The organism is uncultured Haliea sp., assembly GCF_963973825.1.
GTDB lineage: Bacteria > Pseudomonadota > Gammaproteobacteria > Pseudomonadales > Halieaceae > Haliea.
In genome coordinates, this window is record NZ_CAXBAE010000001.1 from 444721 (window position 1) to 469758 (window position 25038).

Sequence of the window (25038 nt, forward strand, 5' to 3'; positions counted from 1 at the left end):
CCTTTCCTTTATGTGGCCACGCCGTGGCGTGACGGTTTACCGCAAAAAAACTTCAGAAATTGCTCTGTATCCAGTTGCGCAGGCGCGCCACCAGCCCATCACCGCTGGCGACGCTGCGCTGGGCACTGCCGGCGCGCTCGCCGGCCTGCTTCTGGCCGTACTGCAACAGGCCTACGCCGGTGGAGTAGATCGGGTTGCGCACGATATCGTTCAGCCCCTTCACCGTTTGCGGGTAACCCACCCGCACCGGCATGTGGAAAATTTCCTCCGCCAGCTCAACCACGCCTTCCATCTTGGACGTGCCGCCGGTGAGCACCACACCGGCGCGGATGGCCTCCTCGTAGCCACTGCGGCGCAGCTCACCCTGAATGAGGGTGAACAGTTCGTCGTAGCGCGGCTCCACCACCTCCGCCAGCGACTGCCGTGACAGATCGCGGGGGGGCCGGTCACCGACACTCGGCACCTTGATCGTTTCATCAGGGCCCGCCAGCTGGGTCAACGCACAGGCGTACTTGATCTTGATTTCCTCGGCATGCTGGGTGGGCGTGCGCAGCGCCGTGGCAATGTCGTTGGTCACCTGGTCGCCCGCGATGGGTATCACCCCCGTGTGGCGGATAGACCCCTCGGTGAATATGGCAATATCCGTGGTGCCCCCACCGATATCCACCAGGCAAACACCCAGCTCTCGCTCGTCTTCCGTCAGCACCGAGTAGCTGGAGGCCAACTGCTCGAGAATCACCTCTTCCACTTCCAGGCCACAGCGACGAATGCACTTCTCGATATTCTGCGCCGCGTTGACTGCGCAGGTGACGAGGTGGACCTTGGCCTCCAGGCGCACGCCGGACATGCCCAGCGGCTCCTTGACGCCTTCCTGGTTATCGATGACGTACTCCTGGGGCAGGATATGCAGCACTTTCTGGTCGGCAGGGATAGCCACCGCCTGCGCCGCATCAAGCACCCGCTCCAGATCCGGCGGCTGTACCTCGCGGTCGCGAATGGCAACAATACCGTGGGAGTTCAGGCTGCGAATGTGGCTACCTGCGATGCCCACGTACACCGAGTGAATCTGGCAGCCCGCCATCAGCTCCGCTTCCTCCACGGCACGCTGGATAGACTGCACCGTGGATTCGATGTTGACGATCACGCCCTTTTTCATACCCTTGGACGGGTGTGAGCCAATGCCGACCACCTCGAGCCCCCCCTCGGAACCGATCTCGCCGACGAGGGCCACGACCTTGGAGGTGCCGATGTCCAGTCCCACGATCATCCTTTTGTCCTGAACGCTGCCCATGGCAGTGATACTCCCCACTCGATTATTTTTCGGCCACGCTGGCCAGTTGCGCGGCGTCTACCGCGGGTTCGCGGAAGGCTACCGCCATGCCGTTCTCGTAGCGCAGGTCGACGCGCTCGACCTCGTCCCAGCGCGCTGCCAGCTCACGTCGATACACCGTTGCAAAGCGCTCGAGGCGATCGCCGAAGTCCACGTTGCCCAGCGCCAGCTGCGTACCGCTGTCGAGCTCGGCACTGAGGTGCCCGCGCTCATCCAGCGACAGCGCATGCAGGACCAGTCCCAGGGGCTGCAGCAGTTCGCCCAGCTGCTGGTAGCTCACAATCAGTTCACGTGCGGAGCCCGCGGGGCCGTCAAGTCGCGGCAGCGATGCCTCACCTGCCACGCTGGACGACTGGAACACCTCACCCTCATGGTTGAGAAAGCCCCCCTGCCCCCAGCGCGCGATAGGCAGCTGCTCCTGCACATTGATCTCCAGCGTGCTGGGCCAGCGCCGCCGCACGCTCACCTGGTAGATCCAGGGCAGCGCCTGCAGGCGCGCGCGCACGTCCTCCAGGTTGGCACTCAGGAACCCGCCCACCAGCGCGGGCTGCACCATGTCCTGCACGAGTTCGGTCTGGGTGCGATGCAAATTGCCCGTCACGGCAATGCGCTGCACCGGAAGCTCCTGCAGGGCAATCCAGCCGCGCAGGCCCACGACACAAACCACACCGACGCCCAGCAGGATCAGCAGGCGGTTTACCCAGCCACCCAGCAGGCGCAGTCCCGGGCGCATGTCCGCCCGCGGTGCGCGCACGGCGCGACGACGGGTCGCCCCCGCGGAGCTGCGGCGCCGGTGTGCGGTGGTCCTGCGCGTGTCAACCATGCGCACGGCCCTCCCAGCTCAATTCCACGATACGTTGCACCAGAACCTCGATGGACATGCCCACCGCGCGCGCCGCCATCGGCACAAGACTGTGCGAAGTCATACCGGGAATGGTGTTCACTTCCAGCACGTAAAAGCGGCCGTCGCGGTCGCGCATCAGATCCACGCGCCCCCAGACTGAGCAGCCGAGGCTGCGAAATGCGGCCAGCGCCACCGCGCTGGCTTCCGCTTCATCTTCTGCGCTCAGGCCGCTGGGGCAGTGATAGCGTGTCTCGTCCGACAGGTACTTCGCCTCGTAGTCGTAGAACTCCCGATCGGTTTCCATACGGATCGACGGCAGCGTGCTGTCCCCCAGAACCGCAACGGTATACTCGGGACCATCGATGAACTGCTCGGCCAGAACGGTGCCGCCGAAGGCCGCTGCCTTGCGCCAGGCCTGCGCCAGTGCCTGCGCTGTCGCCGCCGGCGCCATGCCGACACTGGAGCCCTCGCAGGCCGGTTTTACGAACACCTTACCGAAACGGGCGATGATCGCTTCCCAGTCGCTGCCGGCGTCAAGCACCACAAAACCGCCGGTGCTGACCCCCACGCCCTGCCACAGCTGCTTGCTGCGCTGTTTGTCCATCGCCAGTGCCGAACCCAGCACGCCAGAACCCGAGTAGGGAATCTGCAGGGTTTCCAGGGCACCCTGAATCACACCGTCCTCACCGCCGGGGCCGTGCAGCGCATTGAAGGCGAAGCTCACATCCTCGAGTTGCGCCACCCAGCCAGTCGTGGACGGGTCAACGGCGCGCACGTCACAGCCAAGGCCCCGCAAGGCGGCGACAATGGTTGCGCCGGTCTGCAGCGATACATCACGCTCCGCAGAGCGACCGCCCAGCAGCACGGCCATCGGTCCTGAGCTTGCCTGCTGCCAACTCATGGGTGAACCTCCGCCAGGCTGCCCAGCGTCTGGAGATCCTGCGCGAGCCGCGCAATGTTGCCCGCGCCCTGGGTAATCACGACATCACCATCGCGCAGAATTCCACACAGGACGTTGGCAACCTCGTCGATACTCTCCACGAACACCGGCTCTACCTGCCCGCGCTGGCGGATACTCCGCGTCAGGCTGCGGCTGTCTGCACCGGGAATCGGCTCCTCGCCGGCCGGATACACGTCCAGCAGCAGCAGCGCATCACAGCGCGACAGCACCGCCACGAAATCTTCGTACAGGTCCCGCGTGCGCGAGTACCGATGCGGCTGGTACACCATCACCACACGGCGATCCGGCCAGGCCTGCCGGGCGGATTCCAGCGTCGCGCGCACTTCCGTCGGGTGGTGTCCGTAGTCGTCCACCAGCAGCGCACTGCCGCCTGCCACCGCCAGCTCACCCAACACACTGAAGCGACGCCCGACACCCGCGAAACCCGCGAGGCCGCGCTGAATCGCGGCGTCATCCACACCCTCATCGCAGGCAACGGCAATCGCCGCCGTGGCGTTCAGCACGTTGTGCTCGCCGGGCATATTCAGCTGTATCGACAGCGGCGGCAGTTCCCCGGGACGCGAGACTGTGAACTCGGTGGTCAACCCCTGCTTGCGCACATCCATGATGCGGTAGTCCGCCGCCTCATCGAAACCATAGGTAAGGAACTGGCGAGACAGGTCGGGCAACAAGCCGGCAACCACCGGATCATCGACACAGAGCACGGCGAGCCCGTAGAACGGCAGGTTGTGGAGGAACTCGAGGAAGGTGCTGCGCAGGGTCGCAAAGTCACCACCGTAGGTTTCCATGTGATCCGCTTCAATATTCGTCACGACGGTAACCATCGGCTGCAGGTGCAGGAAGGACGCGTCGCTTTCATCCGCCTCGGCCACCAGGAAGCGACTGGCTCCCAGCTGCGCGTTGCTGCCGGCGGAATTCACCAGGCCACCGATGACGAACGTTGGATCCAGGCCCGCTTCCGCGAACACTGCGGCAATCAGGCTCGTTGTCGTGGTTTTGCCGTGGGTGCCCGCCACCGCGATACCGTGACGATAGCGCATCAGCTCAGCGAGCATTTCAGCGCGGGGAACAACCGGCACGCGCGCTGCGCGAGCTGCCACCACTTCCGGGTTGTCGGCGCGCACGGCACTGGAACTGACCACCACGTCGGCGTCGCGCACGTGTTCCGCGGCGTGGCCGATAAAGACCTCGATGCCAAGCTGTTGCAGGCGTGCCGTCACGGAGCTGGGACGCAGGTCGGAGCCCGACACCGCATAGCCGAGGTTGACCAGGACCTCGGCAATCCCGCTCATACCCGTGCCACCGACGCCAATCATGTGGATCCTGCGGATACGGCGCATTTCCGGCACGGTATAGGCGCTGCGTTCAGTCATGGCGTATCAGCTCCTCGCAAAGATCGGCAACCCGCGCTGTTGCCTGTGGCTGCGCCGCGGCGGAGGCGGCCGCCGCCATGGCCGCCAGGCGTTTGGGGTTGCTGATGTATCCGGCCAGCGTTGCGGCGACCTCCCGGGCCGACAGGTCAGCCTGGCGCAACATCAGCGCGGCACCGCGATCCGACAGTGCGCGCGCATTGGCCGTCTGGTGATCGTCGATGGCGTGAGGCAGCGGAATCAACAATGCGGGACGGCCCATAATGGCCAGTTCGGCCACCGTCAACGCACCTGCCCGGCAGATCACGACATCGGCCCAGGCGTAGGCCGACGCCATATCCTCGATAAAGGCACTGACCTGCACGCCTGCATCCAGCAATGTGCCGTAGTCGGCCCGCAGGCTCTCCACGTGCGCCTGCCCGGACTGATGCCAGACGCGCACAGCGTCATCACCCAGCCGTTGCCGCAAGTGGCGCAGCACCTCGGGAAGCAGGGTGTTCAGCGGCTGCGCTCCCAGGCTCCCACCCAGTACCAGCACCTGCAGCGGACGCTGGCCGTGGTAATCCCACAGCTGCTTGTCGGCCGCCTCGAGCAGCGCGCGGCGCACCGGGTTACCGACCACGGTCACCGCCCGCTCGGCCGGGAACGCACCGGGAAAACCCGCCGCTACCCGGCGGGCCAGCGGGGCCAGCAAACGGTTGGTGGTACCCGCTACCGCATTCTGTTCGTGGATCAGCAGTGGCTTGCGCAGCAACCAGGCCGCCAGACCTGCGGGGCCCGCCACGTAGCCACCCATACCCACCACGCAGGACGGCGCGAGACGCCACACCAGGTGCACAGCGCGCAGGCAGGACCAGAGCAGCAGCACCGCGCCGAGCGCCGTGTCTGCGAGGTTCTTGCCGCGCACACCGCGCACAGGAAGCAGGTGCAGGGGGTATCCCGCCGCCGGCACGACCCGCGCTTCCAGTCCGCGCGCTGTGCCCGTCCAGGCGATGCGGTAGCCCCGTGCCTGCAGGGCGTCGGCTACGGCCAGCGCCGGATAGACATGTCCGCCCGTGCCGCCCGCCATCATCAGAACCAGAGGCGCCTCGCTCATCCGGCACCTCCTTTGCGCGGGGCGCGGGGCGCCGCCGTGGGCAATTCGTTGCCGATACGCAGCACCAGCGCGAGCATGCAGCAGCAGATAATCAGGCTGGTGCCGCCGTAGCTGACGAACGGCAGGGTCAGACCCTTGGTGGGCAAGAGACCGGCACTCATCCCCATGTTCACAAAGGCCTGCCCGGAAAACACCAGGGCAACGCCGTAGCAGACGTAGGCGCCGAAAAGCTGGCCCGCTGCCTCGGCCTGCCGGGCGATCCACAGAATCCGGGCGATCAGCGCGGTAAACAGCAGGATGAGGGCGAAGGCGCCGACAAATCCGGTCTCCTCGGCCCAGATGGAGAAGACGAAGTCCGTGTGCGCCTCGGGCAGGTAGAACAGCTTCTGCACGCTGTTGCCGAGCCCCACGCCGAGCCACTCCCCACGTCCGAAGGCAATCAGGGACTGGATCAGCTGGAAGCCGCTGCCAAAAGGGTCGGCCCAGGGGTCTGTGAACGAGGTGAGTCGCTGCATACGATAGGGGGCGGCAAAGACCAGCGCACCGACGACGATGGGACTGGCGAGGACAATGGCCAGGAAGTGCGTGACCTTCATTCCGGCGAGGAACAGCATGCCGAACGACGTGGCCACCACAATCACCGTGGCACCGAAATCGGGCTCGGCGAGGAGCAGCAGGGCGACCAGTGCCAAGACGCCCATGGGCTTGAAGAACCCGCTCCACTGCTCGCGTACTTCCCGCGCCTGGCGCACCAGGTAACCTGCGAGATACACCACCACGGTGAGCTTGGCGAATTCGGAGGGTTGGAAGGTGAACGGCCCCAGGGGCAACCAGCGCTGGGCGCCTTTCACCTCCTTGCCGATGCCCGGCAACAGCACCAGCACCAGGAAGCCAAGTCCAACCAGCAGCCACATCCAGCCCGTTCTCAGCCAGAAGCTGGAGGGGAAGCGGTACACCACCGCGGCGGCAGCCACGGCAATGACGATATAGACGAGGTGACGCCGGGTCAGCTGCCAGGCGTCCTGGTAGTGCCAGTCTGCGTATTCGACCGAAGCGGAGCCGATGGCCACCAGGCCCACCAGCAGCAGTGAGAGTGCCAGCAGGAACAGCGCGGGATCGACGGCGAAGTGCAGGGGCTGAGTCAATCTCATGCGTCCACGCCCTCGCGCAATGCCGCGACAGCCCGCACAAAGGCGTCACCCCGTGCCGGGTAGCCGCTGAACATGTCGAAGCTGGCACAGGCGGGTGAAAGCAACACCACGTCGCCTGCCGCTGCACAGGCCGCAGCACGGCGCACCGCATCGGGCATGTCTGAGGCGCGCTGTATCGGCAGCAGGTCGCCCACGGCATCCGCTATCTGCCCTGCGGCTTCGCCAATCAGCACCAGGGCCTTGCCACTGGCCTGCAGCGGCTGGCACAGCGGGCGAAAATCCTGGCCCTTGCCGACACCGCCGGCAATCAGAATCACATTGCGGCCGGCGCCAAAGCCGAGAAGGGCCGCTCGCGTGGCGCCCACATTGGTGCCCTTGGAGTCGTTGACGAAACGCACGCCGCCGTGCTCCGCAACCAGCTGACAGCGATGCGGCAGGCCGGAAAACGAGCGCGCCGCGGACTGCATCGCCGCCATGGGTAACCCCGCCGCCTGCCCCAGCGCCAGCGCAGCGAGGACGTTGCCGACATTGTGACGCCCCTGAATGCCGAGTTCTTCCACGGTCAGCAGCGCATCGAAGCCCAGACACAGCCACTCATGGCCGTCGATCTGGCGCAGGCCGAAGCCGTGCAGCTCGGGTTCCTTCAGGCGCCAGCTGGTAACGGCGGTTTCGGCACCGACCAGCGGCAACGTCAGCGGATCATCGCGATTGACCACGGCATGCGCGCAGCCGCGAAAAATCCGATGCTTGGCCTGGTGGTACTGCTGCAGACTGCCATGCCGGTCCAGATGATCCGCGGACACATTCAGCACGGTTGCGACGGCAAGGCCGAGGCTGGCAGCGCGCTCAAGCTGAAAGCTGGAGAGTTCCAGCACATACAGCTCGCGCTCGGGTGCCAGCAGATCGAGGGCCGGCACGCCGAGATTGCCGCCCACGCCGACATTGAGGCCCGCCGCCGCCGCCATCTCACCGAGCAGCGCAGTCACCGTCGACTTGGCGTTGGAGCCCGTGATACCCACGACCGGCGCCTCCGCGGCGCCCATGAAGAGGTCGATATCACCACACACGGTGGCACCTGCCGCCAGTGCGCGCACCACGACGGGGTGGTCCAGTGCAATGCCCGGGCTGACCACCCAGTTGCCACCCTGCTCGATGACTGCGTCGGGTATGGCGCCCGCAAACACCGGCACATCCGGCATCTCGCGCTGCAGCACGGCCAACTCGGGGGGCTGTTCACGGGTGTCGATCACCACGAAACGCCGGCCGCTGCGGTGCAGGAAGCGTGCGCAGGACAAGCCGGTCGCGCCGAGGCCGAAAACCACCTCGTCGCCGCTGCTTGCTATGAGACCCTGTGCCATTCGCTCAGCTACTCCCCGCCTAGCGCAGTTTCAACGTGGCCAGTCCGAACAGGACCAACATGACGGTGATAATCCAGAAACGCACGATGACCCGCGGCTCGGGCCACCCCTTCAACTCGAAGTGATGGTGTATCGGGGCCATGCGGAATATCCGCCGCCCGGTCAGCTTGAACGACGCCACCTGCAGGATCACCGAGACAGTCTCCAGCACGAAGATGCCCCCCATGATGAAGAACACGATTTCATGCCGGGTGATCACGGCAACCGTGCCCAGCGCCGCGCCCAGAGCCAGGGCGCCCACGTCGCCCATGAACACCTGTGCCGGATAGGTGTTGAACCAGAGAAAACCCAGGCCGGCTCCGGCGATCGCGCCACAGAACACGGCGAGTTCACCGCTGCCCGCCACATAGGGAATGTGCAGGTAGTCGGCGAAATTCACGTTTCCCGTGAGGTAGGCGATGATGCCGAGCGCAGAGCCAACCATGACGGTGGGCAGTATCGCCAGGCCATCCAGTCCGTCAGTCAGGTTGACCGCGTTGCTGGCACCGACAATCACGAAGTACGTCAGCAGGATAAACAGCGGCCCCATGCTCCAGGCAAAGTCCTTGAAAAACGGGATATAGAGCTCGGTGGTGACCGGGGTATCGAAGGCGAAGTACAGATAAAGCGCGGCGGCGAGTCCTGCCAGTGACTGCCAGAAGTACTTCCAGCGAGCTGGCAGGCCACGCGAATCCCGTTCCACCACCTTGCGGTAGTCGTCCACCCAACCGACCGCGCCGAACACGGCCGTCACACCCAGGGCCACCCAAATGTAGGGGTTGCGCAAGTCAGCCCACAGCAGGCTGCTGACACCGATGGCAACAAGGATCAGCGCGCCGCCCATGGTCGGCGTGCCGGATTTGCTGAGGTGCGATTGTGGCCCGTCACTGCGCACGGACTGCCCCACCTGATAGAGATTCAGGCGGCGGATCATTGCCGGGCCGACCAGCAGCGAGATCGCCAGGGCGGTACCGGCCGCCAGGATGCTGCGCAGCGTGAGGTACTGGAACACCTGGAAACCGCCGGCGAAATGGGTCAGATACTCTGCCAGGAATAACAGCATGTCAGTTCCCCGTCTCGCGCAAGTTGGCCAGCAGGCGCTCCATGGCAACGCCACGGGAACCCTTGATCAGTACGGTGTCGTCCTGCCCCAAATCTGCACGCAGCGCCGCAGACGCAGCCTCGCAGTCGGCAAACCATTCGCCGCCCAGCTGTTCCACGGCGCCCAGCAGGGCCGGCCCGACGGCGATCATGCGGTCGATACCCCGCTCCCGCGCATAGGCCCAGACTTCGCGGTGCAGTTGCTCACTGCCTGCGCCCAATTCGAGCATCGCGCCCAGCACCAGCGTGCGCCTTCCGGGGCAGGCTGCCAGCACATCAATAGCGGCGCGCACCGAGCCGGGGTTCGCGTTGTAACTGTCATCGATGAGCACAGAGCCGCCGAGGCCGGCGACCCGCGCGCCGCGCCCCTGAACCGGGGCGACACTGGCGAGACCTGCCGTGATATCCGCAAGGCTGAGATCGCAGGCGAGACCGACAGCGACAGCCGCGAGTGCGTTGGACACGTTGTGGCGGCCGGGCAGCTGCAGGCGCACCGGCGCTTCTCCTGCGGGCGTGCTGGCGACAAAGGTCACACCCTGGGCCCCACGCGATTGGATGCTGTGGGCGCTGATGGCGGCGGCCTGTTCGAGGCCGTAATCCAGCACCGTGGCGCCCGCGGCACGCGTGCGCCAGCGCGCTGCCCAGGGCTGGTCGGCATTGACGATCGCGATGCCCGTGCCTTCGAGCCCCGCGTAAATTTCGCCTTTGGCCGACGCGACCCCCTCCAGACTGCCAAAGCCCTCCAGGTGCGCCGGCATGGCATTCAGAAGCACAGCGATGTTCGGTCGCGCCAGCTCACACAGCCAGGCGACATCGCCCTGCCGGCAGGCACCCATCTCGATCACCGCAAACACATGCTCCGGCGCGAGTTGCAAGAGGGTGAGCGGCACACCGATTTCGTTGTTCAGGTTGCCTTGCGTCGCCAGTACCGGACCGCGGCGGGACAGCACAGCGGCAATCAGGTTCTTCGCTGTGGTTTTGCCGGCACTGCCGGTGATGGCGATCAGCGGGGCAGAGCAGAGTGAGCGGTTGAAGGCTCCCAACTGCCCCAGTGCGCGCTGGGTGTCCGCCACCTGAAGCAGGGCCAGCGGGCTATCGACATCGCGGCTGACCACTGCCGCAACGGCACCGGCTTCCGCGACAGCCTGCAGGAAGTCGTGACCATCGAAGCGTTCGCCCTGCAGCGCCACGAACAGGTCCCCCGGCGCCACCCTGCGACTGTCAGTGGTGACACCGGTAATGTTGAGGTCAGCGCCCCGCAGGCGCGCCTGCAGGGGAGTGCTCAATTCACCGAGGCGGAGGTTGCGCATCATGACGCCGCCCTCTGCTGCAGGGCCAGGGCTGCACTGTCGACATCGCTGAAGGCGAGACGCTGGTGACCGATGATCTGGTAGGTTTCGTGACCCTTGCCGGCGATCAGCACACAATCGCCAGGCTGCGCCTCGCGAATCGCCAGGGCAATCGCAGCGCCGCGGTCAACCTCCACCTGCACGCTGCCCTGGCAGCCCCGCTGGATATCATCCAGAATCGCCAGGGGGTCCTCGCTGCGCGGGTTATCCGACGTCAGCACAACATGATCCGCCGCCGTGCTCGCCACTCGCCCCATCACGGCTCGCTTGCCCGGGTCGCGGTCTCCGCCGCAGCCAAAGACCACAATCAGGCGGCCCTCGACCTGTGGCCGCAGGGCCTGCAGAGCCTTCTCCAGGGCATCGGGCGTGTGGGCGTAGTCGACGATCACCTGCAGGCCCAGGGTGTTGGGCACGCTTTGCATGCGCCCGGGCACAGCGTGGAGACCCGCTGCCGCGGCCAGTACCGCGGGCAGCTCACCACCGAGCAGGACCACACAGGCAATCGCCGCCAGCGCGTTGGAGAGGTTGAATACCCCCGGCAAAGGCAGCTCCAGCTCACCCCTGCCCCAGGATGTTTCCAGCTGCGCACGCACGCCACCCGGGAAAGGTTCCGCCCGCCGGGCACAGACATCTGCCGGCCCGCCACTGCTGGAAAAGGTCACCGCCTGCACGCCCTCTGGCAGCGCCGCCAGCATCTGCGCGCTGACAGGATCGTCGGCATTGACCACCGCAAAGCGCAGGCCCGTCTGGCAAAACAGACGCTGCTTGCTGCGTGCGTAAGCCTGCATGCTGCCATGGTAGTCAAGATGATCACGCGAGAGGTTGGTAAACACCGCGACATCGAAGCGCGTACCCTGCACCCTGCCCTGATCCAGCGCGTGGGACGACACCTCCATGCACACCGCATCGACACCCTCGGCACGCCAGGCGGCCAGCTGCTGCTGCAGCGACACCGCATCCGGCGTGGTGTTGACAGCGTCTGCGGTGGTGTCATCAAGCACCGCTCCCAGCGTGCCAATGACGCCACAGCGATAGCCTGCGGCGCGCAGCAGTTGCGCCACCAGTCGGCTGGTGGTGGTCTTGCCATTGGTGCCGGTGACACCCACCATCATCATCCCGTCACTGGGATCGCCGTAAACGCGCGCGGCGATTTCGCCCACCGATTGCGCCAGTTCCGCCTGCTCCAGCAGGGGCACGTGCAGGGCGTCAACAAAACCGGCCACCGGCGGCTCCGCCAACACGGCCACCGCGCCGCGGGCAACGGCCTGTTCGATGAACTGGCGGCCATCGTGCACCGCTCCCGGCAGGGCGATAAACAGGTCGCCCGCCGCCACGCGGCGGCTGTCGAGCTGCACGCCGGTAACCTGCACATCCGCCCAGGCTGCAGCCCTTGCGCCCAGCAGCTCAGGCAACGATACGGCCACGTGCCGCGCAGCCAGGCTCATCCCGACACCCCCGGGCTGTGCGCAGCGACCGCCAGAACGGTTTCGGTATCATCCGGCGGCAGGTTGAGCAGACGCAGGGTACCCTGCGCGACGCGCGCAAAAACCGGTGCCGCTGCAGCGCCACCGCCATAGGCCTCACCCTGCGGTTCGTTGATCACGACCACGGTCACGAAACGGGGATCGGCGGTGGGCGCTATGCCGGCAAAAAAGGCAATGTACTTGTTGTCCTGGTAGCCGCCGGGACCGACCTTGTGCACGGTGCCGGTTTTGCCGCCCACCGCATACCCCGGCACCCGCGCGCGCCGTGCGGTGCCGTGTTCCTCGGTAACCCGCTGCAGAACCGCGAGCACCTCGCGAGCGATATCCGCATCCACTACGCGGGTTCCCTCCGGCTCGCGCTCGTCGGCCGCAAGCAGCGATACGGGCGGCATCACACCGTCATTGGCGAAGGCGGTGTAGGCATGCGCCAGCTGCAGAGGGGTGGCGGTCAGCCCGTAACCGAATGCCAACGTGACCTTCTCGATGTCACTCCAGCGGCTGCGGTTGGGCAGTTGACCGGCGCTCTCGCCCGGGAACCCCGTACCCAGCGCGGCGCCGAAACCGAAGCGACGAAACACATCCCGGATTGGTTCGTGACCGATGTCCAGTGCAATTTTGGTCACGCCCACCTGGCTGGACTTTTCGATAATCCGCGAGACCGATATTTCGCCGTAATTGCGCGGATCAGGCAGCGTCTTGCGGCCCACGCGAATGCGTCCCGGTGAGGTATCAATCATGGTCTCACTTGAATAGCGACCGCTTTCCAGTGCTGCGACCAGGGTGAAGGTTTTCATCGTCGAGCCGGGCTCGAACATATCGGTGATGGCGCGATTGCGGGTCTGGTCGGGGCTGATGCCACGCCGGCCGTTGGGGTTGTAGACGGGGTGGTTCACCATGGCCAGGACCTCACCGGTGCGGCTGTCCAGGGTCACGATGCTGCCGGAGCTGGCACCGGTCACCGCCATGGCGCGCTGCAGCTCCTGGTGATGCAGGTACTGCAGGCGCAGGTCGATACTCAGCCGCAGGTCCTTGCCGGAGCGCGCCGGCTCCAGCACACCGATGTCGCGCACCACATCGCCGCGCAGATCCTTGATGTACTGCTTCTTGCCCGGCGTGCCCTTGAGCCAGTCGTCGTAAGCCAGCTCCAGCCCGGCGATGCCGCGCCCGTCCAGGTTGGTGAACCCCACCAGGTGGCCCGCCACCTCACCGGCCGGGTAGTAGCGCTGGTATTCACGCCGCCCGGACACACCGGGCAGCTTCAGCGCCAGCACTTCGCGTGCCTCGGCAGGGACCATATGCCGCCGCAGGTACATGAAAGAACGGCCGGCAAAGCGCTCAAGGCGCGCCTGCAGGTCGGCCAGCGGCATGTCGAGTGCGGTGGCCAGCGGCGAGAGATCCTCGACAGCAGTCAACAAACGGGGATCCGCAACCAGGGAAATGACCGGCGTGCTGACCGCGAGCGGCTCACCGCGACGGTCTGCAATGACACCACGGTAGGCGGGAATTTCCGCGTTGCGCATGGAGCGGCTTTCGCCCTGGTCCTGCAGGAAGCTGCGACCATGCTCGATATCCAGCACCTGCAGTGACAGCACCCTGCCCACCAGCAGCGCCAGCATCGCCAGCAGTGCAATCGCGACCAGGTAAAAGCGCCAGGGCGCGACGGCGGGCGCGCGGGACCGGCTCATGGCCGCACCACCTTGAGGCCTTCCAGCTCGGGCGCCTGCATATTCAGCTCACGGGTAGCAACCCGCTCGACGCGGTAATGGGACGCCCAGGTGCTCTGCTCCAGCAACAGGCGACCGTAGTCCTCCTGCAGGTACCACTGGTCCGCCTCCAGCTGCTGTAGCACTGCATACAGCCGACGGCAGTCGTGGGAACTGTGGATAACGCCGAAAGCCGAGGCCAGCACCAGCGCCAGCAGGGCTCCAAACAGCGCGAGGGACTGCAGACTGATACTGCGCGCGGGGGCGGCAACGGCGGATGTCGTGCGGGCCGCCATATCAGCTGATCTTCTCGGCAACACGCATGATGGCGCTGCGCGCACGCGGATTTGCGGCGACCTCCCCTGCGCTTGCACGCAGGGACTTGCCCACCAGGCGCATCTGCCGGTTGAGCGCGCTGTCGCGCACCGGGACGCCTGCGGGCAAGGCATCACCACGGGCCATATCGCGCATGTAGCGCTTCACCAACCTGTCTTCGAGTGAGTGGAAGCTGATGACCACCAGGCGGCCGCCCACTTTGAGCAGTCCCAGCGTTGCCGCCAGCAATGCCGCCAGGTCATCCAGCTCGCGGTTGATAAAGATGCGAATAGCCTGGAACGCGCGCGTCGCCGGATGCTTGTGCTTCTCCCAGCGCGGATTGGCCTCACTGACGATTTTGGCCAGACGACCGGTGGTGACGATGGGGGCCTCCGCTCGGGCGGAGACAATGGCCCCCGCAATACGGCGCGCAAAACGCTCTTCACCGTACTCTTTCAGCACCGTGGCGATATCCTGCTCCGTGGCGCGCGCCAGCCACTGGGCCGCCGTCTCACCGCTGCTGGTGTCCATGCGCATGTCCAGCGGACCATCGTGCTGGAAACTGAAGCCGCGCTCGCTGTCGTCCAGCTGCGGACTGGAAACACCCAGATCGAGCAGAATCCCGTCCAGGCCGGTGATACCGCGGGAGGCCAGTTCTGCGGGCAGCCCGGCGAAGGAGCCGTGGAAGAAACTGAAACGGGAGTCTGTGGCGCCCAGCTCTGCGGCGACCGCGGCCGCGGCAGGGTCCTTGTCCACACCCAGGAGATGACCGTCTGCGGACAGCCGCTGCAGGACTGCCCGGCTGTGGCCGCCGCGCCCAAAGGTGCCGTCGACGTAGGTACCATCGCTTGTCGTCACCAGAGCTTCCACCGCCTCTCGTAACAAAACTGTCTGATGCATGCCGCTCACCTACAGGGTCAGAGACATTAATTCGTCGGGCAACTCCGCGTCCGGGCCGGACTCGAGCAGCGCCTGTTCGCGCTCCGCCAGCCACAGCTCCTCCGCCCACAGCTCCAGCTTGTTGCCCTGACCCACCAACACCAGCTTCTTGTCCAGCTGGGCATAATCCCGCAGGGGCTGGGGCAACAGGCAACGACCATTGCTGTCCATCTCGACATCTGTTGCGTAGCCCAGCACCAGGCGCTGGAAACGCTTCACGGCGGGCTTGAGGGCAGGCAATGACTGGATGTGCTTTTCGATACGCTCCCAATCGGGAAGCGGGTAGATCACGAGGCACTTCACCTGGGTGTCGATGGTGATCACGATCTGGCCATCGCAGAGGGCACGCAACGGCTCGCGCTGGCGCGCTGGCATGGCCAGTCGCCCCTTGGCGTCCATATTGATGTGCTGCACCCCACGAAACACGTCAGTTTCCCCCGCTTATCCGACCCTTAAAACCCACAAAAAGCCAGATATATCCACTTCTTCCCACTTTTCGACACTATAGGGGCGCAGCAATTGGGGTGTCAAGCGAGCCTGACGCGAAAAACGTTTTAATTTCAGCTAATTAGCGCTGATTGGAGGGCAAAATGATAGCTTCTGGCAGCGTGTGTGAAAGCGAAAATTGCCTTAAAACAGACCGCTAACATCGTATATTAAGGATTCACTTTAAGTTAAAGGCTATTTTCTTCTTCAAGGCGGATCGCGTTAGCAGAAATTAACATAAGGGGTGGAGCCGGTCGTACGGGAAATGGCCCCGCGACACGCCTGGTCAGGCGCAGCCGCGGGGAGAGGAAGAAGCGAGTCGGTCGATAAGCCGGGTTCTGTCGAGGACGATCATTCATCTGCGACCGGCGTCGCCGCCGGCCTGTAGCGACCTACCCGAATCCACTGCGGGCCGCAGCATACGGATTCCTATTTGGTCTTGCTCCGAGTGGGGTTTACCATCGCCACGCCTGTTACCAGCCGCGCGGTGCGCTCTTACCGCACCTTTTCACCCTTACCCGGCCTGCGCCGGGCGGTATCCTTTCTGTTGCACTTTCCGTAGGCTCACGCCCCCCAGGCGTTACCTGGCACCCTGCCCTGTGGAGCCCGGACTTTCCTCCCCCGGCACATGACCGGAAGCGATCGCCTGACCGACTCGGCGGCAAGACTACCCGCTGCCAGCGACGCTGGCAAGGAGAGCCGCGGCCCAGCGCCCGCTCATGTGGACTGCCGCTGTTCCAGTAGAAAGTCGTACAGCTGCTTCTTGCGCAGGCCGGTGAGTTCGGCCACCAGCGTCGTCGCGCGCTTGGCAGGCAACTCCTGCGCCAGCCGTAGCAGCAGTTTCTGCGTGTCCGGGGACAGGCTGTCGTCGCGCCTGCGCTGCCCCGCCACCGCCAGCACAATTTCACCCCGCTGCTGATTGCTGTCACCGGCGACGAAGCCGGCAAGCTCGGCCAACGGTGCTCGCTTGAGCGTTTCGAAGGTTTTGCTCAGTTCTCGCGCGAGCAGGGCCTCGCGCTGGGCCCCAAAGGTTTCCAGCATCGCCTGCAGCGTTTCCACCACGCGATGCGGCGCTTCATAGAAGACCAGTGTTGCCGACTCCGAAGCCAGATCCTGCAGGCGTCGCAGCCGCGCGCCGGCCTTGGCGGGTAGAAACCCTTCAAACAGGAAGCGGTCGGTCGGCAAGCCCGAGGCACTGAGGGCGGCGATCGCGGCGCAGGGCCCGGGCAGCGGTATGACCCGGTAACCCGCCTCCTGTACGTCGCGCACCAGGCGGTAGCCGGGATCGGAAATCAACGGTGTACCGGCGTCGGAGACCAGCGCCACAGTGCCACCGTCCGCGAGACAGGCCAGGATCCGCGCCTGCGCGCGATCGTCGCTGTGCTCGTGGTAGGCCAGCAGGCTTGTGGTGATGGAGAAATGTTGCAACAGCCGTGCGGTATGCCGTGTATCCTCCGCGGCCACCAGGTCCGCCGCCGCCAGCACGTCCAGTGCTCGCGCCGTGATATCGCCCAGGTTGCCGATTGGCGTAGCAACAACATAGAGTCCCGATTCCACTGATCACCCCTGGCCCTGTATCATTCATCCAAGCATGGACGCCGCCGCTGTTGGCGACGACCCCGACGCAGCCGGAAGGATAGCATGACGCGTATGACAACCCCGATCACCGCTGGCAGCCACTGGGCAGGCCTCGCCCTGGCGCTGGTCCTGGGCAGCGGTTGCAGCACCGCACCTCCCGAGCCGTTGACGCCACCGCCACAGGCGATGGCGCCGGAGGAACCTGTGGAGATCGCACCGGAATTACCGCCGCCCATGCCGGTCAGCCGCTGGGACGCCGTCTTCGCGCAGGCGCGGGCGGCGCTGCAGGCTCGCGACTGGATGGCCGCAGAGCAGGCGCTGGCGGAACTGCCGCAGACGCTTGCCGGTGAGGACCGTGCCCGACGCGACTTCCTGCTTGCTCGCGCGGCCTTCCTGCGTGGCGATCTCGACGACAGCCAGCGCCGCCTTGCCGCCACCCGCAACGCCGCGACCCCCGAAGCCCTGCGCATTGAGCGCGCCGCATTCAGCGCCGAGGTCGCACACCTCGCAGGGGATTGGCTGGCCAGCGCCAGGACAGGGGCCGGCATCCTCTCGGAGCAGGTCGGGGACGCGGCGCTGCGGCGCGCTGTCTGGGCCGACCTGAACCGCGCCGAGGAGAGCGCGCTGGCCGCGGAGCTGTCCACTGCCACCGACCGGGACTGGCGCGGCTGGGTGGAGCTGGCACTGCTTGACCGGCGCGCGGAGAACCGGCAGGCCCTGCAGGAGGCGCTGCAGCAGTGGCGGAGCGAATACCCTGAGCACGCCGCGGCTGTGCCGCTGCCAGGCGGGCTTGACTATATCGCCCGCGGCCCTGCATCACCCAGCCGTGTCGCGCTGCTGCTGCCGTTGAGCGGACGTCTTGCGCCCGCTGCGCGGGCCGTTCAGGACGGCTACCTGGCACACTACTTTGCCGCCCAGGCCCGCGGCGAGCCGTCCTATGCGCTCAGCTTCATCGACACCACGGCGTTCGAGTCCGCCACGGCCGCCTACCGCCACGCGGTCGCGGGGGGTGCAGAAATCGTCATCGGCCCCCTGAGCAAGGAGGCCGTGACAGAGCTCGGGCAGTTGCCCGAGCGACCGGTTCCGGTTCTCGCGTTGAATCGCACGGACAGTGATGCCCTGCAGGGCGGCAGCGCGCTGGTGCAGCTGTCACTGGCACCCGAAGACGATGCCCGGCGTGTCGCAGAACTGGCGTACGGCAGTGGCGCACGGCGGGCCCTGGTGCTGCGCCCCGCGGGCGAGCGCGGTGCGCGGATCGAGGATGTGCTGCGCAGCAGCTGGCAAACGCTGGGCGGCAGCGTTGTCGGCACGGCGAGTTACGCCAGCGCTGAGGCGTACTCTGACAACGTCAAAAACGCGCTTAACCTGAGCGCCAGTGAGCAGCGCGCCAGCGATATGCGCAGCATGCTGGCGACCACTATCGAGTTTACCCCGCGCCGGCGGCAGGACATCGACGTCATCTTCCTCCTCGCCGACTCGCCCGCGGAAGCGCGCTCGCTGAAGCCCTTGCTGGCATTCCACTACGCGGGCAACGTACCCGTGTACGCCACGTCCAGTATTTACAGCGGCGTGCCGGACCCGCGCGACCGCGACCTCAACGGGGTTCGCCTGACAGAACTCCCCTGGTTACTGGGCAGCAACCCCGGCCTGCGGGTCGCCATCGCCGCCGGCAACACCGGCAGCGACAATCTGGCGCGCCTGAACGCCCTGGGGGCTGATGCCTGGCTGGTACAATCGCGCTTCGCGCAGTTGCAGGCCGGTGCCGATGCGCTGCTCCGGGGCGATACGGGGTTACTGCGGCTGGACCCGAGCCTGCGCCTGCAACGCGAACCCGTGTTGGCGATATTTGATGGCAGCGATCTGGTGCAGCCCTGACCTATACTGCAGCCGATACAGGGAGGTGTCGGCATGCAGAACCACGGCGACCGGTATGAAGAACTGGCGGCGCGCTGGCTCCTCGCGCAGGGTTGGCAGGTCGTGCAGCGCAACTTCCGCTGCAAACTGGGCGAAATCGATATCATTGCCCTGGATCACGGGCAGCTGGTGTTCGTCGAAGTGCGCGCGCGCAGTAACCCCCGTTTCAGCTCGGCTGCCGCGTCAGTAGACAGGCGCAAGCAGCAGAAGCTGCTGCGCGCGGCCCGATTCTTCCTGCAGTGCAGCACCCGCTGGCAAAACATGCCCTGCCGATTTGACGTACTTGCCTTCGACCCGCGACAATCCGACCCTGAACCGGCGCCGCGGTGGATACGCAGCGCCTTCAGTGCCTGACTCCCCAGCGGCGGACACCATGCATGGATGATGATTACGGGCTGATTGCCGACACCGTGCAGGACAGCATCAGCGCACTGGCAATGGCGGTAGACGAACTGGCGGGGCCCGTGCAGCAGGCCGCTGCCAGCATCGTGGCAACGCTGTTGCGGGAAGGCAAGGTCATGGCCTGCGGCAACGGCGTCGATGCCGGCCTCAGCCAACTGTTCTGCAGTGCCCTGCTGGCTGGCCTCGAACGGGACCGTCCTTCACTGCCGGCGATTGCCCTGGCAGCCGACGGGGCCAGCCTGTCTGGCATCGCCCACGACCAGGGTATTGAGGAGATCTGGGCCCGCCAGGTACGGGCTCTGGGTCAGCCGGGGGATACCCTGGTCTGCTTCAGCAGCGCAACGGCGGCGGACAGCCTGCTGCGAGCCATTGCAGCGGCCCAGGAACGCAACGTTACCGTCGTGCTGCTGTCCAACGCCGTGGACGCCTCACTGCCGGCAATACTGAGGGATACTGACATCTGCATTTCCTGCGCCGCCGCGCGGCGTCCCCGAGTGATAGAATTGCACACCGTGGTCATTCACTTGCTCTGTGAGCTGATTGATCGCAGCCTGTTTGGTAACTACAACGGAAACTGACCATGAAACAGATTGCACCGCTCTTCGCCCTTCTCGGCAGCCTGCTTCTCGCTGGCTGCGGGAGCATGCTGGCCACCGTGGAGGCGGACTCCATTGAGGACAAGCCGGAGGAGCGCACCATGGCGCAACGGCTCGAGGACGAGAGCATCGAAGTCAAGTCCATCGTCAACATCCACGCGGCCAACCCGGCGTTTGACGATGCCCACCTGATCGCCGTCAGCTACAACGGCTATGTACTGCTCGCCGGCCAGGTCGGCAGCCCGGAATTGAAGGCGCAGGCGGCAGAGGAAGTGCGCAAGATACGCGGCGTGCGGCGCATCTACAACGAAATCGACGTGAAGGCGCCCACGGGAGCGCTGGTGCGCACCAGCGATGCCTGGATAACCACCAAGATCAAATCCTGGCTGCTGGCCAATATGGACACACCCGGAGTGCGCACCAAGGTGGTCACGGAAAACAGCGTGGTGTATCTGATGGGGTTGGTGTCGCAGGAGGAGGCACGCAGGATATCCGATGTGGCCGCCTCGGTCTCTGGCGTCACACGTGTCGTGCAGCTGTTCGAGATTCTGCCCTGACCGACATGGCTGGGTGGGCCGCTGGCGCTACTTGACGATTTTCAGCGCCGGCCGGCCTTCCGGCTTTGATGAGGACGGGCCCCCGCCGTCTCCCGGCGGATTATCCGGTGGCTCAGGCGATGGGTCCTCCGCTTCAAACACCATGCCCTGGCCGTTCTCGCGGGCATAAATGCCGATCACCGCCGAGACCGGCAACAGGATATCCGTCGGCGTACCGCCGAAGCGCCCATTGAAGCTGATCCACTCATTGCCGATCAGTAACTCGATCACCGCGGTGGGGCTCACGTTAAGCACGATCTGTCCGTCCTTGACATACTGGGCAGGCACCTCGACACCGGGGCGCCGCGCGTCCACCAGCAGGTAGGGCGTACAGTCGTTGTCGACAATCCACTCATACAGCGCCCGCATGATGTAGGGCCGGCTGGGCGTCATCGCTGCGGAGTCGTCAGACACCTGGGCTACCTACCCGGCGCGCCCTAGGGGCGCATCTCGCGTTCCTGCTCGGAGAGGCTCTCCTGGAACGACTCACGACCAAACAGGGCATCCATATAAGCCAGCAGAGGCTTGGTTTGCTTCCCGGGGCGGATATCAATGCCCAGGGAGGGCAGCCGCCAGAGAATCGGCGCCAGGCAGCAGTCCACCAGAGTGAATTCCTCGCTCATGAAGAACGGCTTTTCAGCAAAAATGGGCGCGATACCCACCAGGCCATCGCGCAGTTCCTTGGTGGCCTTGGTCACTACATTGTCGCTGCGGGAATGCTGGATGGAGTCCACCAGCGAACACCAGTCCTTTTCAATGCGGTGGATGTACAGACGGCTTTCGGCACGCGCAACAGGGTACACCGGCAAGAGCGGGGGGTGCGGGAAACGCTCGTCCAGGTACTCCATCATCACCTTGGATTCGTACAACACGAGATCGCGGTCGACGAGCGTCGGCAGTGAATTATACGGGTTGAGGTCGGCCAGTTCCGCCGGCGGGTGGGCACCATCTGACTCGATCATGTCCACCGTGACGCCCTTCTCGGCCAGCACGATGCGCACCCGGTGGCTGTATTGGCTGGCACTGTCAGAGAAGAAGGTCATGGAAGACCGTTTCGCCACCACACCCATTGCGTTGTCATCAGCTCGTTTCATAGTGCAATCCAGAACGTGAGGGAGACCGGCAAGATGCCGGTCCCGGGGGGCATATCAGTGAACGTCTTTCCAGTACTCGCGGTTCAAGAGCCAGGCAAATATGAAGAACAACGCAATGAACAGCAGCACGTAGACACCGATACGCTGCCGGTCCGCTGCGCTGGGCTCGGCCGTGTAGGCAAGGAAATTCACCAGGTCGTACATGGCACCGTCGAACTCTTCAGGTGACATGGCACCTTCCTGCACCAGGGTGAACTGGCCGCAGGGCTCCTCCAGCAGCGGCTCACCGGTCAGTGGATCGCGGCGCACACCGCCGTTGTTTGCCTTGCCAGGGCCCATCGCACAGGCCTGCAGACCCTGCAGTTCCAGCATGACATGGGGCATGCCCACATCCTTGAACACCTTGTTGTTCACACCGTAGGGACGGCTTTCGTCGAGGTAGAACGTGCGCAGGTAGGTGTACAGCCACTCGGGCTGACGCGCCCGGGAGACCAGGGTCAGATCCGGCGGCGTGGCACCGAACCAGGTCTTGGCCAGTCGGTCGTCCATGGCGTTGTCCATGAGCGAGCCGATGCGCACATCGGGATCGAAGATCAGATTCTCGGTGAACAGGTCCTCCGGAATGCCCAGATCCTCCGCGGTACGCTGGTAACGCGCATACTTCAGCGAGTGACAGGCCATGCAGTAGTTCATGTACAGCTTGGCGCCGTTCTGCAGGGAGGGCTTGTCGTGCGGATTGACACTGATCTCGTCACAGGGCATGGAGCCGCAGTTGTACTCCCCCCCGGCGCCCACGGCCTTCAGAGGCAGTATTGTGAGTGCGAGAATCAGGGCCAGGCCGGCAATGCTGCCCCAGAACCCGATACCGCCATCCATCGTCACGCGCTCCGGAACCGGCTTGGTCTTGTCCAGCGAGGACCAGATCGGCATCAGCAGGAAGAACGCGAAGTAGAACACGGAGCAGATCTGGGCCAGCAGCGTGCGCTCCGGCGTCGGGGCCTTGACACCCAGGACACCGAGGATCAGGAAGCTCGCCACGAACAGCACCAGCATGACCTTGTTGAGGTTGCCGCGGTAGCGCCAGGACTTGACCGGGCTGCGGTCCAACCAGGGCAGCAGGAACGGTATCGCCACGGAGGCCGCAAAGGCAACGAAGCCCCAGAACTTGTCCGGCACCGCGCGCAGCACAGAGTAGAACGGCGTGAAGTACCAGACCGGCGCGATATGGTCCGGTGTCTTCAGGGCATTCGCCTCCTCAAAGTTGGCGTATTCGAGGAAGAACCCGCCCATCTCCGGCATGAAGAACATCACGGCACAGAAAATGAACAGGAACACACCAATCGCCTGCAGGTCGTGGACCGTGTAGTACGGGTGGAAGGCAACGCCGTCCAGGGGCACGCCGTCCGGACCCTTGTGCTTCTTGATGTCAACGCCATCCGGGTTGTTGGAACCCACTTCGTGCAGCGCCAGCAGGTGCAGCACAACCAGCGCCAGCAGCACGATCGGCAGGGCAACAACGTGCAGGGCAAAGAAGCGGTTCAGGGTGACGCCCGAAATCAGGTAGTCGCCGCGAATCCAGGTGACCAGGTCTTCACCGACCACCGGAATGGCCCCGAACAGGGAGATAATCACCTGGGCACCCCAGTAGGACATCTGGCCCCAGGGCAGTACATAGCCCACAAAGGCTTCGGCCATCAGCACGACAAAAATCAGCATGCCGAAGATCCAGATCAGCTCGCGCGGCTTCTTGTACGAGCCGTAAATCAGTGCCCGGAACATGTGCAGGTAGACCACCACAAAGAACGCCGAGGCACCGGTGGAGTGCATGTAGCGCAGGATCCAGCCGTAATCGACATCGCGCATGATGTACTCGACCGAGGCAAAAGCCTGTTCGGCGCTGGGGGTATAGTTCATGGTGAGCCAGATACCGGTCAGCAGCTGGTTAACCAGAACCAGCAGTGACAGCACACCAAAGTAATACCAGAGATTAAAGTTCTTCGGCGCGTAGTACTGACCCATGTGGGTGTTCCAGGCGCGCATGATCGGCAGGCGTTCATCCACCCAATCACGCAGTCCTACAAGCATATTGATCATCAGGCTGCCTCCGCGTCCACGCCAATTACCAGAACCGACTCGGTCTCATAGGAGTACGGCGGCACCACCAGGTTGGTGGACGCCGGGACGCCGGCGTAGACGCGCCCGGACAAATCGAACTTGGAACCGTGACAGGGGCAGAAGAAGCCACCCAGCCACTCATCGCCGCCCAGGTCGGCGGCGCCGACCTCAGGCCGGTACTTTGGTGCGCAGCCGAGGTGCGTACAGAGGCCCTCGGCAACGAAAATCTCGGGGCGCAGCGCACGCGCCGGGCCATCGATGTACGCCGGCTGCGTCGAGATCGCAGAGTCGGGGTCTTTCAGGTCACCGGTCACCTTGTCCAGGTCCGCCAGCATGGCGGCGGTGCGGTGAACCACATAGACCGGCTTGCCGCGCCACTCGACCACGATCATCTGACCGGGCTCCAGCTTGCTGATGTCCGCCTTTACCGGGGCACCTGCGGCTTTCGCCTTGGCCGATGGGTTCCACGACCCGACAAACGGCACCGCGATACCTACTGCGCCGGCAACGCCAACCACACTCGTCGCGGCGGTCAGGAAACGTCTCCTGCCGGTGTTCACGCCATCGCTACTCATGCTTTTCACTCCTGATTACCGGCCTGGCCACTGACGTTGACAGGCTCGGGTGACGACATCGCAAAAAATGCCGCAAATAGTAATGATTTTGTTCCTTGCTGGCAACATAAAGGCCCCTAAAGCGCCAAGGGTTTGCCAGTAACCCCCTGTTTTTCCAGCACAAAAAAACGCCCGGCCTGAATACCAAACCGGACGTTTTCGATACGAGGCAGCCGGCCCGATCGGCCAACCGCACACTCAGCGCTTGGAGTACTGCGGACGCTTGCGCGCCTTGCGCAAACCCACTTTCTTCCGTTCGACTTCACGCGCGTCACGGGTAACATAGCCAGCGCGGCGCAGGGTGCCACGCAGGGCTTCGTCGTAGTCCATCAGGGCACGGGTGATACCGTGACGAATGGCGCCGGCCTGACCGAAGCTACCGCCGCCTTCAACGGTGACATTGACGTCGAACTTGTCGGCCAGTTCCACCAGCTCGAGAGGCTGGCGCACGATCATACGCGCCACTTCGCGACCGAAGTACTGGTCGAGGGGGCGCTTGTTGACCGTGATGTTACCGCCACCGGTCTGGATGAACACACGGGCCGTGGAGGTTTTGCGGCGGCCGGTTCCGTAATACTGGGTTGCTGACATAAAAGGATATCC

24 protein-coding genes and 1 other RNA gene are annotated in these 25038 nt (G+C 64.8%); 4 read left to right on the forward strand and 21 right to left on the reverse strand.

The features are described from left to right. Positions 1–52 precede the first annotated feature (52 nt). The 16 genes from ftsA to rsmI form a co-directional block, all read right to left on the reverse strand. Positions 53–1291 carry a cell division protein FtsA gene (gene ftsA / locus AACZ17_RS02045; protein ID WP_290744664.1) on the reverse strand — a complete coding sequence of 413 codons (1239 nt, stop codon included), beginning with the start codon at positions 1289–1291 and terminating at the stop codon, positions 53–55. 22 nt (positions 1292–1313) lie between these two features. Further along, the gene (locus tag AACZ17_RS02050) at positions 1314–2153 is read right to left on the reverse strand and encodes a cell division protein FtsQ/DivIB (protein WP_290744666.1); all 840 of its coding nucleotides are present in this window, start codon (positions 2151–2153) and stop codon (positions 1314–1316) included. Further along, on the reverse strand, positions 2146–3075 hold the full coding sequence (locus tag AACZ17_RS02055; protein WP_290744668.1) for a D-alanine--D-alanine ligase: 930 nt from the start codon (positions 3073–3075) through the stop codon (positions 2146–2148). Before AACZ17_RS02055 ends, AACZ17_RS02050 begins: the two co-directional genes overlap by 8 nt. After that, on the reverse strand, positions 3072–4508 hold the full coding sequence (gene murC / locus AACZ17_RS02060; RefSeq protein WP_290744669.1) for a UDP-N-acetylmuramate--L-alanine ligase: 1437 nt from the start codon (positions 4506–4508) through the stop codon (positions 3072–3074). Before murC ends, AACZ17_RS02055 begins: the two co-directional genes overlap by 4 nt. Next, on the reverse strand, positions 4501–5601 hold the full coding sequence (gene murG, locus AACZ17_RS02065) for an undecaprenyldiphospho-muramoylpentapeptide beta-N-acetylglucosaminyltransferase (protein ID WP_290744671.1): 1101 nt from the start codon (positions 5599–5601) through the stop codon (positions 4501–4503). Before murG ends, murC begins: the two co-directional genes overlap by 8 nt. Beyond that, positions 5598–6752, reverse strand: coding sequence for a putative lipid II flippase FtsW (gene ftsW, locus AACZ17_RS02070; protein ID WP_290744673.1), 1155 nt, complete (start codon positions 6750–6752; stop codon positions 5598–5600). Before ftsW ends, murG begins: the two co-directional genes overlap by 4 nt. Further along, positions 6749–8110, reverse strand: a complete 1362-nt coding sequence (murD, locus tag AACZ17_RS02075) for a UDP-N-acetylmuramoyl-L-alanine--D-glutamate ligase (protein ID WP_290744675.1) — start codon at positions 8108–8110, stop codon at positions 6749–6751. The genes ftsW and murD overlap by 4 nt, the downstream gene beginning before the upstream one ends. A 19-nt stretch (positions 8111–8129) precedes the next feature. Next, a complete protein-coding gene (gene mraY / locus AACZ17_RS02080; protein ID WP_290744677.1) occupies positions 8130–9212 on the reverse strand; it encodes a phospho-N-acetylmuramoyl-pentapeptide-transferase in 1083 nt (360 codons plus the stop codon). A gap of 1 nt (position 9213) precedes the next feature. Next, complete coding sequence (gene murF / locus AACZ17_RS02085; protein WP_290744679.1) at positions 9214–10563, reverse strand: UDP-N-acetylmuramoyl-tripeptide--D-alanyl-D-alanine ligase; 1350 nt, start codon at positions 10561–10563, stop codon at positions 9214–9216. Then, complete coding sequence (locus AACZ17_RS02090; RefSeq protein ID WP_290744681.1) at positions 10560–12044, reverse strand: UDP-N-acetylmuramoyl-L-alanyl-D-glutamate--2,6-diaminopimelate ligase; 1485 nt, start codon at positions 12042–12044, stop codon at positions 10560–10562. Before AACZ17_RS02090 ends, murF begins: the two co-directional genes overlap by 4 nt. Then, positions 12041–13768, reverse strand: coding sequence for a penicillin-binding transpeptidase domain-containing protein (locus AACZ17_RS02095; protein WP_290744683.1), 1728 nt, complete (start codon positions 13766–13768; stop codon positions 12041–12043). Before AACZ17_RS02095 ends, AACZ17_RS02090 begins: the two co-directional genes overlap by 4 nt. After that, complete coding sequence (gene ftsL / locus AACZ17_RS02100; protein ID WP_290744685.1) at positions 13765–14082, reverse strand: cell division protein FtsL; 318 nt, start codon at positions 14080–14082, stop codon at positions 13765–13767. The genes AACZ17_RS02095 and ftsL overlap by 4 nt, the downstream gene beginning before the upstream one ends. Position 14083: 1 nt before the next feature. Beyond that, entirely contained in the window at positions 14084–15001 is a 918-nt protein-coding gene (gene rsmH / locus AACZ17_RS02105) for a 16S rRNA (cytosine(1402)-N(4))-methyltransferase RsmH (protein ID WP_290744687.1), read from the reverse strand. A gap of 9 nt (positions 15002–15010) precedes the next feature. Beyond that, the gene (mraZ, locus tag AACZ17_RS02110; protein ID WP_290744688.1) at positions 15011–15466 is read right to left on the reverse strand and encodes a division/cell wall cluster transcriptional repressor MraZ; all 456 of its coding nucleotides are present in this window, start codon (positions 15464–15466) and stop codon (positions 15011–15013) included. A gap of 371 nt (positions 15467–15837) precedes the next feature. Beyond that, positions 15838–16184, reverse strand: an RNA gene (gene rnpB, locus AACZ17_RS02115) — RNase P RNA component class A. A 59-nt stretch (positions 16185–16243) separates the two neighbouring features. Further along, a complete protein-coding gene (rsmI, locus tag AACZ17_RS02120) occupies positions 16244–17083 on the reverse strand; it encodes a 16S rRNA (cytidine(1402)-2'-O)-methyltransferase (protein WP_290744690.1) in 840 nt (279 codons plus the stop codon). 84 nt (positions 17084–17167) lie between these two features. Between rsmI and AACZ17_RS02125 the strand changes: the two genes are divergently transcribed. The 4 genes from AACZ17_RS02125 to AACZ17_RS02140 are packed head-to-tail and all read left to right on the forward strand — an operon-like array spanning position 17168 to position 20573. Next, positions 17168–18979, forward strand: a complete 1812-nt coding sequence (locus tag AACZ17_RS02125) for a penicillin-binding protein activator (protein WP_290744692.1) — start codon at positions 17168–17170, stop codon at positions 18977–18979. Between the two features lie 33 nt (positions 18980–19012). Next, positions 19013–19372, forward strand: a complete 360-nt coding sequence (locus AACZ17_RS02130; RefSeq protein ID WP_290744694.1) for a YraN family protein — start codon at positions 19013–19015, stop codon at positions 19370–19372. Between the two features lie 23 nt (positions 19373–19395). Beyond that, positions 19396–19998, forward strand: a complete 603-nt coding sequence (locus tag AACZ17_RS02135; protein ID WP_290744696.1) for an SIS domain-containing protein — start codon at positions 19396–19398, stop codon at positions 19996–19998. Positions 19999–20000: 2 nt separating this feature from the next. After that, on the forward strand, positions 20001–20573 hold the full coding sequence (locus AACZ17_RS02140; RefSeq protein ID WP_290744698.1) for a BON domain-containing protein: 573 nt from the start codon (positions 20001–20003) through the stop codon (positions 20571–20573). 27 nt (positions 20574–20600) lie between these two features. Here AACZ17_RS02140 and AACZ17_RS02145 read toward each other — a convergent pair whose 3' ends face one another. From AACZ17_RS02145 to rpsI, 5 genes are all read right to left on the reverse strand, one after another. Further along, positions 20601–21005 (reverse strand): ClpXP protease specificity-enhancing factor, encoded by a 405-nt coding sequence (locus tag AACZ17_RS02145; RefSeq protein ID WP_290744851.1) that lies wholly within the window; start codon positions 21003–21005, stop codon positions 20601–20603. 44 nt (positions 21006–21049) lie between these two features. Then, entirely contained in the window at positions 21050–21682 is a 633-nt protein-coding gene (locus AACZ17_RS02150) for a glutathione S-transferase N-terminal domain-containing protein (protein ID WP_339637654.1), read from the reverse strand. Positions 21683–21760: 78 nt separating this feature from the next. Further along, positions 21761–23800 carry a ubiquinol-cytochrome c reductase gene (locus AACZ17_RS02155; RefSeq protein ID WP_339637618.1) on the reverse strand — a complete coding sequence of 680 codons (2040 nt, stop codon included), beginning with the start codon at positions 23798–23800 and terminating at the stop codon, positions 21761–21763. Next, positions 23800–24396, reverse strand: coding sequence for a ubiquinol-cytochrome c reductase iron-sulfur subunit (gene petA / locus AACZ17_RS02160; protein ID WP_290744702.1), 597 nt, complete (start codon positions 24394–24396; stop codon positions 23800–23802). The genes AACZ17_RS02155 and petA overlap by 1 nt, the downstream gene beginning before the upstream one ends. Positions 24397–24633: 237 nt before the next feature. After that, complete coding sequence (rpsI, locus tag AACZ17_RS02165) at positions 24634–25026, reverse strand: 30S ribosomal protein S9 (RefSeq protein WP_339637619.1); 393 nt, start codon at positions 25024–25026, stop codon at positions 24634–24636. Positions 25027–25038 lie beyond the last annotated feature (12 nt).